Source organism: Bradyrhizobium macuxiense (genome assembly GCF_007993935.1).
GTDB lineage: Bacteria > Pseudomonadota > Alphaproteobacteria > Rhizobiales > Xanthobacteraceae > Bradyrhizobium > Bradyrhizobium macuxiense_A.
Genome location: NZ_VITY01000023.1, coordinates 89,285 through 105,905 on the forward strand (window position 1 = coordinate 89,285; position 16,621 = coordinate 105,905).

Genomic DNA, 16,621 nt, shown 5'->3' on the forward strand with positions numbered 1-16,621 from the left:
GGTTTGCGCGCCGTAGGATGCGGGCGGGCTCTCTTGAACCGTGCCGCTTCGCGTCACGGCCTGGCGGCTTCGATCCCTCGCGTTCTGATCAGTGCTCAGCGATCACATTATTCGGAAAATACGAAACAAGACTCGACGAAACACCCAACTCACCTTTATCATGATGACTAAAGAGAAGGGTGAGGCGGTTGTGATGGCAAATCATGAGGCCAGGTCTTCGGACCTCGTCGAAATTGCCCGTAGAAGCGGTGAGTTTCGTAAGCACTATGGTGTCGTGCTCGGAGCATTTTTGTACCTTAGCTCGATCAGCGCCGCGCGGCCGAGGTCAATCTGGTGGAGCGGGGTGTTGACGGCGCTGATTGGCGCGGTTGCCCTGTGGATCAAGGGCCGGGTGAACGGTGGCACGTAAGCGAGACTGTTGCCCCGGGCACCAAACACGCAAGCATCGAAGCCTGCTCGCTGTCGTGCGAGGAGCCACGACCAAATCGCGGCCATGCCTGAAGCAGATCTCAGGCCCAAACTCGGGCCAGGAGACCATACCCTTACTCGGACCTGTCGCATCTTGGGGACGCCGGTTAGGCGATCGTAGGCCGCCGGATTGAGTGTTGAATGGCGAGGTGAAGACTGAGCTCGACGGGTCCCATGGCATGCTGAAGGCTGGCGTCACTTGTCTCCAATGCCAGCTCTTCCAAGCATCGAAGCTCTCTGGGTTTGTCGGCCTTGACAGCAAATTGCACTTTCGTATCGCGCGAGGTGTCTTGATTGCTCCAGCAAATGGGGCATAATGTCGCATAATATTTGATGTGAATTGGCTGATCGGTGCGATTGGCAACATGAATTTTCTTAGGGGGAGGACTCCTTTCTCCAGAGACCAGATCTCGATCTTGCCCTATCCAGCAGTCGCCTTCGGGATGGGGCAGGCTTATTGAGTTTGCGCGCCGCGGAAACGATTTGCGTGCGCCCGATCTGTCACGTCTGTGCAGCCGTTGGATCTGTATAGCAGCGAATTGCTGGCGATCGCTCTCATGTCAGAGCGAGCTCTTAACGACGACTAGTTGCGCCGGGATGGCAACGTGAGCTCGGTGCAAACGCGCTGAAATAGGTGAGCTCATGACGACTAGCGTCGATCTTTTCGGTGTTGAAGTCACCATTACGACGACGCCCCAAGGCGCGCTCGCCCAGACCAACACGGATGCACAAGCTGCGTGCTCACTGGTGAGCACGGCAGCGTCGGCCATCCACGGTCACGGCTACGGCATGCATCGTAGTTCTGCAGAAATCGAAAGCGTTAGCGCGGGAAGATTTGGCCGCAGGCGACTTCGCGATTGCGGTCGGTTCGAACGGGGGAGATCCTCGACGAGATCGCAACACCAGCAGCGTCATCCCTGCGGCAAGAGGCCAACACTGCTCGCGGTACAATCGCGAAGGTGAAGCGATACGTCACGCACCAAAGGCGATGGTCGCCAAAATCGCCTTCCACCACGCTAATCAATTTAGAGGTCATACAAGTTGCCGATAATCAGCGAATAATGTCTTTCGAAGTACTTGCGGACCGATCATGAGCAAGATTTTTGTAAGTAGTGGGACGTACGCGGATTCCGCAATCGCGCCCGATGACGCGCAATATATTGTCATCGGCGATGGCCAATTGAGCGTTACAAGCGGCGGAATTGTAACGAGCGCCATAGTTAGCAGTGGCGGAAGCGTCGGCGTGAGCGGTGGTGCCGAGGCCGATTTCACGGCAGTTTCCAGTGGTGGCAGTGAAGTGGTTTTCGCCGGAGGTGTCGCTAGCAACACGCGCCTAGAGACCGGCGGCGTTCAATGGATTTCATCGGGAGGTACAGGGACCGGTGTGGTGCTGGCGGGCGGCACCGAAATTGTTACTTCCGGAGGAAGTATCCAAGGCACGATTGCTTTTTCGGGTGACGGCGGCAAGCTCGTCCTTGACCAGTCGAGCAGCCTTGGTAGCGGCGCTACACTAGCCGGTTTCAACTCGCCAACCGATGTTCTCGATTTGGCCGATATTTCATTTGCGTCAGTGCAGCCGATAACTTGGACACAGACCAACGCGACGAGCGGGACGCTAACTGTCCAGGACGGCACGCACGCTGCAAATATCACAGTGCTCGGCCGATACAGTCCAACAAACTTCACCGTTGCTTCCGACGGCAGCGGCGGCGGCACACTGATCTCTGATCCTCCGGACTCTGATACATATTTTGGCCTCACTACGACTCAAGCCATCGGCGTAGTATTTTCGATCACATCAGGAGTCTTGGGTTTTGGCGGCATAGACCTCGAAAATGCACTTGCGGCGACCGACGCCGCCGCTGAGGGACTTGTAACTGTCGTTGAGGAAAATCCCGAAGCCGCTGTGGGTTGCGTGCTAGGTGTCTTTGCGGCTGCGCTCCTCGCTCCGGAAATTGCTGCCGCTGCGGCTGGCTCCGCCACCTACATAGCGATTCAAGGAGCCATCACTGGCACGATCGAAACCGCTCTTTATGCGCAGTTCGGGACTGCAGCGATAACCTCGTTCGTGGCGCCAATGGTAGCGGATGGCATGACCATCCTAACAACGGCCGCAGCTACAGTGGGTGTTGGCAAGGCAACAGAGAATGCGTTCGAGCTCGTAACAAAGGATCTGCCAGAACTTGCCGCCGATATCACCACAAACTCCGTGACACTGACAGGTCCCGTCGTCTCCGGATGGACCGAAACCGCAGGCGTTGATCAAAGCGGAACGAATGAAAAGTTCACGGACGCGTCCGCGGCGAATGGCCCTATCTCACTTGATTACGGCTTTTCCTCGCAAGTTGGACAAGACAACACGCCTCAACTGCTCGCGGCAACGGTCGATGGTCAATCCTTTCAAAATGGAAACGGTACTTCCATTCCGTACTACCTCGCGAATACAGCCGGGCAGCAAGACGCGAGCATCAACCTCAGCACGACCACGACTGCTGAAACACAATTCGCAAGCGACCAATCACAGATCGTTCAAGGCACAGTGCCTCCTGATCTCCAGGGCCAGAATCCTGACATCGGCGGCGTTCAATCCATCGTTGAAGGCTCCGTCGATTCGGAGGGCGCCGACCAAAGTGCATCGTATCAAGCTGGGGTCGACGCCAATTCGCCGAGCCAGCTCGTTGATCCTCCGCCCGTATACCAGCCTCCACCGCCGGATTACTATACGGGTTTCGATGATGGAGACGGCGATGAAGATGATGACGGCTATTCCGAACAGGACGATGAAGAGGACGACTACGACAGCGTATACTACGAAGTACAGGCGCGCCTTACCGGGCCTGGTCCGCAGCTTATCTCCTCCGGTCCGACGTCCAGCCTAATACCTGATCAAGGCAGCCCGGTTACGTCACAGACGTTTGCCAAGTCCGCTACCCTACAGGGACAGAGCGCGGCTGCATTATCTTTCCTGAACCACGTCCTGAGCAGCAATGCCGCCCAAACCGAAGGAATGGCAACGGCGGCGGGGAAGTCGCTCACCTCGGCTCTGAAGTTGCTTGTCACGTGGTCTGGGAATACGACCCCGGTCGTCTACAGATCGACCAGCAATGTTCAGACCTCGTTGTCGATCGCGAACGGTGTCATCGCCAGTGAGCAGGCTGTGAACGTCTTTCTCAAGGCGATGCTTCCAGTCACTGCAGCAGTCGGCAATGCTGCATCTGCCCAAACCCAAAGCGAGGCTGACGCGGTTACCGTAAACGCGGAGAACGCTCAGATCGGCTCGCCGGCGGATGTTATAGCCAACAACGATACTGCAGCGACCGAGACGCAGTGGATGGGCGCGCTGCAAGACTTCGCCTGGGCAGTCTCGCTGCTCAAGTCTGCTGGCGCCGATATGAACCAGTCGCAGCAGCTTCTCAGCTCGCTCGAGACGACCCTCAGGAAATACTACAACGTTGCGTCCGCGCTCGAAGCAAAAGAGGGGTTCTCTGTTCAGAGATCCGCGAGTCAGGCGCTGGCCGTCGGGGATTCCGCATTACAGTCTCTCGCCGCCGCAATCGCGCGATCCTGGGGAACGACACAGGTCACGGTCGCCCTGAACGGCTCGACCGTTACCGCCGGCGGAGGCGACCTCGTCATCGTTGCTCCGGGGTTCGATTCGAGGGGCAATCCCACAACGGGCTCGGAAAGCCTGTCCGATGGATCGAGCCCAAGCATTTACGCGATCCTGCCGCACACGACCGCGACGATCGCCAACTTTCACTCGGGTGCCAATGGGAGTCGCCTGGATTTTCTGGGTGACGCGGCTACCACCGGCTCGATCAGTGTCGTCACGATTGGCGGCATCGCCAGCACCCAGATAAGCGTGGGCAGCAGCACGGTGGTTCTCAAGGGCGTTACCCTTGCCCAGCTCTCGCTTCGTGACAACATCATCGGTGTCTCTGATCTTGTGGTCAACGAGTCCGGCTCTTCGGCGCAGTTTGCGCCGGGAGCTTCCTACGTCGACGACGGTTCGACGCACGTTTCCACGGTAAGCATAGCGGCATCTGGTGAAAGCCTCACAGGAGGCAATGGCGATGAAACGCTCCAGGTCATCGGCTCAGCAACGAACGACACGCTGACAGGCGGGGGAGGTGCCAGCATACTGATCGCCAGCGGCAGTACGAGCGGCAACACGCTGATCGGAGGGCCGGGTCCCACGACGCTTGAAAGCAATGCGTCCGGAAATACTTTGGAGGGCGGCTCCGGGCTCACAATTGCGTCCTACTCGGCCGACGGAATTACTGTCGATCTTTCAAAGGGCACGGCTCTCAAATCAGGTGCGGTTTCAGGAGATCAGCTGGTTGGCATATCGACCGTTCTTGTCTCCGGAAGTCAGGACACCATTGTCGGCGGCGGCGGACCAGAAAGACTGATTGCCGCGGGTACTGCCGACACCCTTATCGCGGGATCCGGGGCAGTTACGCTACAAATCACTGGCGCTGCGACGCCTAGTGTCGCTATCGGTGGCTTGATCGCAGGCGACGTCATCGACCTGCCTTCTGCATCCTTTAATCCGGCCGCAACGACTGTTCTCGTTCCGAACGCCAATTTATCCAACCCGGCCCTGGCAATTATCGGAACTGGGCAAACTACCCTGCATTTCGCCCCGGGACAGGACCTGGCAGGCCTTCAGTTCACGCTGACACCTGACGGCAGCGGCGGAACAAGCGTCAACGTTGTCGCCGGTCCAACTGATTTGGTCTCGAGCGGACAAATCGCCAGCTCAACTGTCGTTCCCAATGGCACAACATTCGAAGTGCAGTCGGGTGGGACTGCAGTCAGCGCCACCCTCGAAAGCGGAGCCGTCGCATACGTCCAGTCCGGCGGTGCGATTGGTGCAACCATAGTGGATGGGGGCGCCTTGCTCGACGTCAGGTCGGGTGGCATGGCGAGCGGCACCGCGATCGCGACGGGTGGCTCAGAGATCGTTGCTGGATCGGAAACCAGCGCACAGATCACGGGCGGCCTGCAATACGTCTTCGGCAGAACGAGCGCAGCGCGGATTACTGGCGGGGGAGGCGACTACATTCTCTCGGGAGGAGCTGCTGTCAGCACAACGATCAGCGGTGGAACGGAGTACGTATCGTCTGGCGCGGTCGCGATGGCGACGACCGTCGTCAGCGGGACTCAGTTCGTCTATGGCTCCGGGACTGCCAGCAACACTGTGATTAGCGGCGGCAGCCAGGTTGTTTTCGCCGGCGGGACGGCGCGCTCGACGGTGGTCGATTTTGGCGCAACCGAATTTGTCGAGACATCCGGAACTGCGAGTGCAGCAACGATCAATTCCGGCGGTACCGAAGTTCTCCAAGGCAACGATTATGGCGCGACCGTTTTGGGGCACCAAAACATCGAGGGCGGCGCTGCAACAGCAGTGGTGATCGGAAGCGGTGGCGTGCAAGATGTTTATCTTGGAACGGCGAGCGGAGCCACTATCGGTCTCGGCGGCACGCAATACATCGGCGATGGCCATACAGTTGGCGCAAGCGCAAGCGGTTCACTCGTCGAGAGCGGCGGCTTTGAATACGTTGCGGCGAACGCCACGACCAGCGGTGCGATCATCAGTGGCGGCGTTGTGGAGATTGCTGCAAGCGCCGAGATCGGCGGTGCCGTCACCTTTGCCGGCCCCACCGGCACACTCCGCATCGACGGCCTTGTCATGCCGAATGGAGTCATTAGCGGCTTCGCGGTTGGGGACACGATCGACCTGACGGGGGTCGCGTTCGAAAACTCGGAAACCATTACCAACCCACCGCTGGCGGGCAACGTGCTCGAAGTTGCAGAAGGCTTCAACTACTATGATCTGCAGCTCGATCCGGCACAGAACCTGGCGGGTGACGTATTTCAGATCTCTCCGGACGGCGGTTCCGGCACGCTTATCACAATTTCATCACCACCCTCGGTCGTCAGTGGCGGGCAGATAGACCACGTCGCCGTCGGTCAGACGCGGATAGGCGCCGACGTTCTAAGCGGCGGCGAGCTGGTCGTTCTATCGGGTGGCATCGCCATTGGCGCCTCGGTAAGTGGCAGCGTAAACGTTTCGGCCGGCGGCGAGGTCGTCAGCAGCATATTGGCCAGTGGCACTGATTTCGCGCCAGGAGGATTCGACTACGTCTCCTCTGGCGGCGCGGCCCTCGGAACAACGATCAGCGCATTCTCGGATGAGTTTATCTATTCCGGCGCCTCCGCAAGCGGAACATCGATCCGTGGCGGCTTCCAGGAAGTTGTGGGCGGCACGACGACGCAAGTGACCGTCCATTTCGGAGAGCAGGATGTTTATTCAGGCGGCTTGGCCACGGATACGGTACTTAGTGGAGGTGGTCAGGCGGTATGGTCGAGCGGGGTCGCTTCCGCCACCCTTGTCGACAGCGGGGGTTATCAACTGATCGGCACCCAGGATGATAATGGCATCCTGAGCGGCGGAACTGCGATAGGCACGATCGTCAGCAGTGGTGGCGAACAAGGAGCTGCTTTCGGCGGAACGACGGTCGCTACAACCGTCAGCGGTGGTGGTCTTCAGGTCGTCTTTGTTGCCGGCGTTGCGAGCAGCACGACCGTCGACAGCCAGGGTCGTCAAGTCATCTCGTCCGGCGGTGTGGCTGTCTCGGCCAATGTGGATGGAGGCGGATCACAGACGGTCCTTTCTGGTGGTGTCGTCAGCGGGACGATCATAAGCAGCGGAGGCATTGAGCTCGTTCAATCCGGCGGCCTGACAACTGGCGCTGTTGTCAGCAGCGGCGGCATTGTGGAGCTTCTAAGTGGCAGCCTCGTGAGCAACCTTACGTTGAAATCAGGCGGCATCCTGGAGATTGGATACCAGATCTATGTCTCAGCCGGACAGACAAGTAGCGGCATCACTGTTCTGAGTGGGGGCGCAGTCAACGTTCTGTCGGGCGGCGCGGCGATTGGATTGGTCGACAGTGCGGGAATCGACAACGTCTACTCCTCCGGTTTCGTGAGTGGCACGATCGTCAACAGTGCAGGAAATGAGTCCATCTCCAGTGGCGGAGTTGCAACGAGCGCCACGATCAGCAGCGGCGGATTTCAAACTGTTTATTCCGGTGGCTCGGCTCTCGGGACGGTCGTCGGTAGCGGCGGGGATCAGGATGTCATCGGCGGCACTGCCAGCGGATCCATTGTCAGCGGCGGTTTCCAGAGCGTGTTCTCGGGCGGAGTGGCCCAGGGTGCGCTGGTCAACGTCGGCGGCGACCAGCAGATCACTCTCAACGGGGTTGCGAGCGGGACCACGGTCGATGGCGGTTTCCAGCTGCTTGGCTCGGGCGGAAGCGCTACGGGAACGATCGTCAAAAGCGGCGTTGTCTTTGTCGAGTCGGGTGGGAGAGCCAGCAGCACTACCGTGAGCAGCGGAGCAGTATTGCTGGTGGACAGCGGCGGCTATGCGAGCGGCGTCGTCGTGGCAAGCGGAGGGACACTCGAGCTCGTCGGTAACGCAATCGCTAGCAGTGTAGCAGTTGGTGGAGGCGGCCAGCTGGCACTCGGGTCAGGCTACACGCTCTTCGTTTCGGGGGGACAGACCAGTACTGGCATTGCAGTATTGGGTAGTGCGGTTCTCGATGTGCTGTCCGGCGGCACGATCAACAGCGCGACCGACAATGGCGGCACCGATGTCGTCAGCCGATTTGGAACGGCATCTGGAACAATCGTCGAAGGCGGTGGTAGCCAATCGGTTCTATCCGGAGGGACCGCCCTCGGTAGTCTCATCATCAGTGGAGTGGAAATAGTTCAGTCCGGCGCTACGGCTAGCGGCGCGTTCCTGGCCAATGCAGGATCGCAGCAGGATTACGGAATAACGATCGGCACAACGGTCAACAGCGGCGGCACGGAAATCGTCGAGTCCGGAGGGCTGAATTACGGAACGATCGTCAACAGTGGCGGTGTGCTTGAGCTGCTTAGCGGCGCAGTAACGAGCAACCTCACCATCAATTCGGGTGGGTTCCTTGAAATCGGATCAGGCTATCTCATCAATGTGTTTGCCGGCCAGACAAGCACAGGCATCATACTCTTAAGTGGCGGCTCCCTGAATGTGTTCTCAGGAGGCGCGATAAGCGGCACGCGCGTCAGCAGTGGCGGCAACGACATTGTCTCGTCAGGCGGAGATGCCTTTGGCACGACGCTGACCAGCGGGGCCACTGAAACCGTCTATTCCGGAGGTTTTACAAGCGGCGCCGCCATTCTTGCGGGCGGAGCCATCGATCTGTCCGGGACTGCAGGAGGATTGATCGTAAGCAGCGGCGGCACTGACTATGTCTCGTCAGGCGGCCGAGCCATCGCCACTATCGTAAGCGCTTCGGGCCTCGAAGACGTTTTGCAGGGTGGCATCGCGAGCGGCACCACGGTGCTCTCCGGCGGTACGCAAGACGTCTGGAGCACGGCTTCCGCGGTCGGCACGGTCTTGAGCGGAGGCTCCCAGGTCTTGCTGGCTGGCGGCGCCTCCTATTCGGCTGCCGTGGATAGCGGAGGCGTGCAGGAATTGGGGCTGGGTGGCTTCTTCGGCGGCGGAACGGCCTCGGCCACAACCATCAACAGCAGCGGTTTACAGGAAGTGTTCGCGGCGGGGATAGCCAGCGGCACGATTGTGGCCAATGGCGGCACGCAGCTCGTGGCCGGCGGAACGACAATCGGCACCAACGTCGCCAGTGGTGGACTGGAAGTTGTCCAATCCGGCGGCGTCGCGAGTGGCACCAACGTCGCCAGTGGTGGCGCTCTCGAGCTGCTTAACGGGGCGGCTACCGACAACGTCAGCTTTGCCCCCGGTGCGATACTTGAGATCGGATCCGGCTATAGCCTTGCCGTTGTGGCCGGACAGACAAGCAACGGCATCGAAGTCCTGAGCGGGGGCTCGCTCAATGTTCTATCGGGAGGCCTCATCAGTGCAGCGGTAGATGCTGGCGGGACTGATACTGTCAATTTGCATGGGACGGCTTCGGGGACCATCGTTAGCAGCGGCGGCGCGCAAATAGTCACTTCCGGCGGATTGGTGACGGGGGCAACGGTCAGCAATGGCGGCTTGGAATTTGTGCAGATATCTGCCACGGCGAGCGGGACCACGATTGATTACGGAGGATTGCAGGAAGACGCTGGCACGGCGAGCGGTACGATCATCAACAGCGGCGGTCTGGAGATCATCCTTTCCGGCGGCACCGCCGCCGGAACGGTTGTAAGCAGCGGCGGAAAACTGGAGCTTACCGGCGGCGCTTCCGTCAACGGCCTGGCTGTACTTCCTGGAGGCGTGCTGGAGATTGCGTCGGGTTACATTCTCAACGTTAGTCAGGGACAAACCAGCAACAGTCTAACCATTCTCAATGGTGGAACGGTCGGCGTTTTGTCCGGAGGGACGATCAGCGGTGCGACCGTCAACAGCGGCGGTACCGATCTCGCGTCCGCCGGCGGCAGCGCCGTCGGAACGACGATCAATGCCGGCGCGAACGAATTCATTTTTGCAGGAGGCCTGGCGAGCGGTGCCGTCGATCAAGGCTCGCAGAATGTCGCTGGCGGCCAAGCCAATGCGACTGCTGTTGTCAGTGGCGGCTCCCTGTACATCTATTCGAACGGCTCAGCCACCAACGCCCTGCTGGAGGGAGGCGTCGCGGAAGTCTGGTCGGGAGGAACCACGTATTCCACTATTGTCAGCAGCGGCGGAGTTGAATCGGTCGGCCTGCAGTCCGGCAGCTCCACCTTCAGCGGTGGTACCGCCATAGGCACGATCGTCAATAGCCAAGGCGAACTGGACGCTTCCTATGGCGGCTTGACGATCAGTACTACGCTCAATTCCGGTGGCACTCAGAAACTGTTTGTCGGAGGTACGGCAAGCGCCACTGTCGTAAATCAGGCGTCTCAAATCGTCTCGTCCGGAGGCGCCGCCATCAACACGACCATCAACAGCGGCGGTTTTGAACTTGTTCAATCCGGCGCGACGGTGACCGGGACCGTCGTCAATAGCGGCGGCATCATTGAGCTGTTCGGTGGCGGATCAGCCACAAACCTGCGAGTCAATTCCGGCGGAATTATTGAGGTCGGATCAGGCTACGTCTTGAACGTCGCGGCCGGCAACAGCCTCATTAACCTCATTGCGCAGTCCAGCGGCACGATCAACGTGCTGTCCGGCGGGTCCATTAGCGGCGCGGTCGTTCTGAGCGGCACTGACAATGTCCTTCAGCAAGGATTTGCGAGCGGTACACTCGTTGCGATTGGCGGTACCGAGGCTGTGTCCTCGGGCGGGACTACCTTGAACACGACCGTGACAAATCACGGCACCCAGATCATTTCGTCCGGTGGAGCGGCTTCAGGAACGTACGATATCGGCGGCGCGGACGTCGTCAGCTTCGGCGGTCAGGTGACCAACACAAGCGTCGGCAATGGCGGCAGCGAGCAGGTGTCGTCGGGCGGCGTCGCTTTCGAGACCGCCATCGGAACTCAAGGCGTTCAATACGTCCTCTCCGGCGGCCGCGCTGTCTCCGCGACAATCACCGCGGCTGGTAGCCAGACGTTGTCTTCCGGAGGCACGGCGACCGCGACAATCATCGGCAATGGAGGAATTCAGCTCGTCGAAGCTGGCGGCACAGCGAGCAGCTCCGTAATCAGTGGTGGTGGTCAGGAGCAGAATCACGGCACGACGAGCAATACGACGATCGACGCCCAGGGTCTGCTGATCGTCTACTCAGGCGGCGTCACGGTCGGGACGACCGTTAACAGTGGCGGAGCGCTTGAATTGCTCAGCGGAGCGGTGACAAGCAACCTGACCTTGAACCCTGGCGGTATGCTTGAGATTGGCACGGGCTATGTTATCAATGTCGTGCAAGGGCAAACAAGCAACGGATTAGCTGTCCTCAATGCCGGCACGCTTAATGTGTCGTCCGGGGGCCACGTCAACGGTGCTATCGTAAGCAGCGGTGGCACGCTCAATGTGTCTTCCGGCGCGGTGTTAACCAGTGACGTCGACGACAGTGGCACTGATAATGTCTACTCGGGCGGCGAGGCAATCGCGACAATCATCAATCTAGGTGATGAGGTGGTCTACGCCGGTGGGATAGCCAGCGGCACGATCGTCGATGGCAATCACAATGTCGCCAATGGCACGCAAACAATCCTCTCTGGCGGATTCGCAAACTCCGTCACGGTGAATAGTGACGGACTTCAATATGTCTACTCGGGCGGACATACCACTGGAACGAACGTCAATGGCGGCTTCGTCGACATCTCAGCGCAGGGAAGTGCGACGGCAACGACAATCAATGCAGGCGGCCAACAGGACGTAGACAGCGCCGGGACGGCAATCAATACGACAGTCAACAGCGGTGGCAAGCTCTACATCGGCCAGATCGGTTTGGGCCCGGTTGGCTTTTCGGGTGCGGGTGGGACCGCATCCGGTACAACCATCAACAGCAGCGGCTATGAGGGGGTCGGTTCGGGCGGAACGGCGGTCAACTCGATCATAAACGGTGGAGAGGAGGAAATTGGTGTCGGCGGCTCGATCGTCGGTCCGGTCGTATTCTCCGGAACGGGAGGCAAGCTCAGGCTGGACGGGAGTCCGGCGCTGAGTGTCATCAGTGGCTTTTCGCTCGGAGATACGATCGATCTCGCGGGAGTCGCGTATGATCCAAGCGGCAGCTTGGCGCTCACCGTAATCAAATCCCAAGACTATCTGCAGATGACCGAAAATGGCGTCATCTACAACTTCGACTTCGATGGTACGGGGATCGATCTGTCGTCTCTCCAGTTCGTCTTGACGCCAGCAACCGATCCTGAATGGGAGGGCCGGACCGACACCGAGATCACGCTTGCGGTTGGTAGCGGCAGCACCTACTCCGACTTTACCAACCTCGTTGGCACCAAGGTCATGCGTGGTGGGACCCTCCGGGTGTTGTCCGGTGCGGTGGCGCAAGACAGTTTGATTGGTTCCGGCGCTGCAGAGACCGTAGGAGGCACCGATCTCGGGACCGAAGTCAGTGCCAATGGTATTCAATATGTCTCCTCCGGAGGCAGCGCGAGCGGCACCATCGTAACGTCCTCGGGGATTCAAATACTCTCTGCCGGAGCCACAGCGAATGGAGTCGTACTCAGCGGTGGAGAACAAGATGTCTACGGAACGGCTTTCAATACGTCGGTCTATGACGGCGGAAGCCAGATCCTGGAGACAGGCGGTGTAGCCTCCGGAACTACTCTGCTAAGCGGTGGCAACCAAGTCGTCTCAGCAGGCGGCCTTGCCGCCAATGCTTCGCTTTTCGCAGGCAGCAAGCAGGAGATCCTTTCGGACGGCGCCGCTGTTGGCGTCACAATCAACGCCGGCGAGCAGGACGTTAGCGGAAGCGCGACAGACGTCTTCGTCGGTGGAGGCGGTACCCAGATCGTCGCAAGCGGTGGCAGTGCGATCGGTACGACCCTGAGCGGAACGCTGGGCGAGACCGCGTTCGAGATTGTTTCGTCAGGAGGGATTGCTGACCGAACCCTGGTCGAGGCGTTCGGAGAGCAGGATGTTGGCGCAGGCGGCATCGCCACAAACGCAACTGTTGAAGGCGGATTGAATGCCGGCGTTGAAAACGTCTATGGCATTGCGAGCAACACTGCCGTGCTTGGCGGTGAACAGGCGGTGTACTCCGGTGGGCTCGTCAGCGGAACGACCGTCTCCAATGGAGGAGCAGAGTACGTATTTTCCGGTGGGGCCGATGTTGCGGGATCGTTGTTGAGCGGTACCGAATACGTCTTCTCGGGAGGCTTGGCCGACGGCACGGCAATTGGCGGCGGTGGCACGCAGGTAGTCGGTCGTGCAGCTTCGATCAGCGCAGGCGGTATCGCGTCCGCAGCGACCATCGCAAGCGGCGGTCAACAGATCGTGGACTATGGCGGGTTGGTGAAGCAAACAGTTATAGGCAGCGGCGGCAGCCAATATGTTGAGGCTAACGGTCTGGCTTTGGCCACGACCGTGAGTGCGGGTGGAATCCAGTCTGTTCTCAGTGCCGGCAGTGCCGTGAATACGGATATGTTCGGCGTTCAGGTGACATCGTCCGGCGCATTCGTAACAGGATCGATTGTTGAGAACGGGGGCCTCCTCGAGGTCTTCGGCGGGGGCACTGCGCTTAATCCTATCGTTTCAAGCGGCGGCGGCCTCGAATTGTTTGCTAGTGGCGTAGCGAGCGGCGCCCGGATCAGCGCCGGGGGTTATCTCGAGATCGGTTCGGGATATGTAGCCACGAACCTCGTCCTCAGCAGCGGCAGCCTTCTCTTGGTGCAATCCGGCGGCATCGCCAATGGCTCGATCGTTAGCAACGGTAGCCAGCTAACGGTGAACTCATCGGGCAATGCCAGTGGAACGACGCTCAGCGGAGGAAACGAAATTGTCGGCGCCGGCGGGCTCGCGATTTCAACGACCATTGGTAGCGGCGCCCAGGTTGTCTCGGGCATCGCCGCGGCTGCAACGATAGCCAGCGGCGGTTATCAATATGTGGAATCCGGCGGCCTTGCGATCGGCACGATCGTCAGTGGCGGAATCCAGGAGATAGGACCGGCCTTCGGTGCCAGCAGCGGCGGTACAGCGACCGGCGCGATCATTGTCAGCGGAGGACTTGAGTATATCGGTGCCGGTGGAGTGGCGAGCGGGGCGATCGTCAACGACACAGGCACACAAGACGTTGAGTCCGGCGCAAGGGCCGTTGGCACGGTCCTGAGCTCAGGTGGCCGACAATATGTCGCGTCGGGTGGTGCTGCAGTAAACACGGTTTTCAGCGGTGGCACTCAAAATGTCCTATCGGGGGCGTCGGTCACCGGAGCGACAATCATCAACGGGCGACAGAACGTCCTATCGGCGGGCGCGGCGATCGGTACAGTCATTGGTCGCGCCGGGTACGAGAACGTCACGTCGGGAGGACTAGCGAGCGGCTCGTTGATCAACGGTGGTACGCTCGAAATCGCCAGCGGTGGAACGATGGCCGGGCCAATCATGTTCGCCGGAACGGGCGGCATGCTTGTCATCGATTCAGCTGCGGTTCCGACCAACCTGATAAGCGGCTTTGATCCAGGAAACCGGATTGATCTGGCTGGCGTCGCATACGACAGCGCCGGGACAGTGAGCCTCCTGTCGGGAAACATCCTCGATGTGACGCAGAACGGCGTTTCCTACGATCTCGATCTGGATCCAAACCAGCAATTTGGTGGCGATCAATTTGAACTGTCGTCTGCCGGTAGCCTCGGCGTACTGATTACGTTGGTACAGTCCGCTACGATATCGGCGGGCCAGACCCTCTCGAGCTCGGTGATCAGCAATGCGGAGGCGCAAAGCGTATTTGGCACCACCGTCAGTGCAACCATAAGCAGCGGCGGCGCCCAATATGTATACGGCGTGGACTCCGGCACGACCGTGATTGACGGCGGGACCCAATATATTCAGTCGGGCGGCGTCGCCCGGAACACTCTGTTGGAAGATCCGGGAATCCAGATTGTTTCCGCAGGCGGTACAGCATCGGGCGTCATCGTCAGTGGCGGCGAGCAGTTCGTCTATGGAAGCACTAGTGGCACTCAGGTCTGCAACGGCGGCTATGAAGTCATCGAAGCGGGAGGCATTGCAAGCGCCTCGGTCGTAAGTAGCGGCGGCCTCGAAGATGTATTGTCGAATGGTACAGCCGCGAGCACCAACATTCGCGGAGGCGAGCTCGACATACATTCAGGTGCGAGCGCGACCAATACGCTCGTTTCAGACAATGGTTTAGCTGCCGTTTGGTCAGGAGGCTCGTTATTCGGAGCCACCATATCTGGAGGCACTCTTGAGATTGCCGCTGGCGGAGTTGCTGGCGGTGCAGTGAATTTCTCAGGTACAAGCGGAGCCCTGGACATCACCATCTCCGCGGTTTCGGGAGTGTCAATTAGCGGATTTGAGACCGGAGATTTCATCGATATCACCGATCTAACGTTCGCACCAGGCGGCACCGTGCAACTTCTTGCCAACAACGTGTTGAGCGTTGCCGAAAGCGGCGTCACCTGCGATGTGCAACTTGATCCTGCCGCCAGCTTCGTGGGCAAGACCGTTGAAGTCAGGAACGACGGCTCATCGGGCACGGCCCTTTATATCAACAATGGAAGCTTGGCCGTCGTCGGGAATGTCTACTATGTCGTCAACAGCAACGGTGTGGCTTCGCCACTCAAGTCGTCCGGAAGCGTAGTCACAACTGACGAATCAGGTGCCTGGAGGGCAATCGCAGTAGCTCAGGCAACAAACGGCTATCTGATCGCCTGGAAGAATTCGCAGACAAGTCAGTATATGGTTTGGAATACCGACAGCAATGCAAACTATCTGTCGAATGCGCTGGGCGCCGTTGCAGGTAACAGCAACGCGCTTGAGGCAATCGAGACCGTCTTCAACCAGGATCTCAATGGTGACGGTTTTGTCGGCATACCAACTCCGGTCGTGCATGCGCCGAATGTGACGGCGACGCATGGCGAGTTCTCGACCGCGGCGACCAGCCTGTTCACGGTGACGGATGCCGAGAACAACACGATCACCCAATACGCGTTCTGGGACACCGGCGGCAACGGGCACTGGGTCGTCAACGGCGTGGCGCAGCAGGCGGGCGTCGAGATCGATGTGTCGGCGACCAACCTGTCTCACGTGAGCTATGTGTTCGGGCCGACCGGATCGACGCCGGATACGCTGTATGTCCGGGCCAATGACGGCGACCTGTGGGGTGCGTGGCAAGCATTCACGGCAACCCCGGGGCCCGATACGGCGCCGGTGGTGGCGGCGTCCAACGTGACGGCGACGCATGGCGAGTTCTCGGTCGCAGCATCGAGCCTGTTCTCGGTGACCGATGCCGAGAGCGACTCGATCGCTCAATATGCCTTCTGGGACACCGGCGGCAGCGGTCATTGGGTCGTCAACGGCGTGGTCCAGGCGGCTGGCACCGAGATCGACGTGTCGGCAGCCAGCCTGGCTCAAGTCAGCTACGTGTTCGGACCGACCGGCAGTGCGCCGGACACGCTGTATGTCCGGGCCAACGATGGCGACCTGTGGGGGGCATGGAAGGCGTTCACGGCAACGCCTGGGCCCGATACGGCGCCGGCGGTGTCGGCTTCCAACGTGACGGCGACGCATGGGGAGTTCTCGGTCGCA

At 59.7% G+C, this 16,621-nt stretch carries 1 protein-coding gene; it reads left to right on the top strand.

The features are described 5' to 3' along the window. Positions 1-1,558: 1,558 nt before the first annotated feature. Positions 1,559-16,621, top strand: a 15,063-nt coding sequence (locus FBZ93_RS38800) for an AIDA repeat-containing protein (protein WP_146992946.1), incomplete at its 3' end; no start/stop codon positions are given.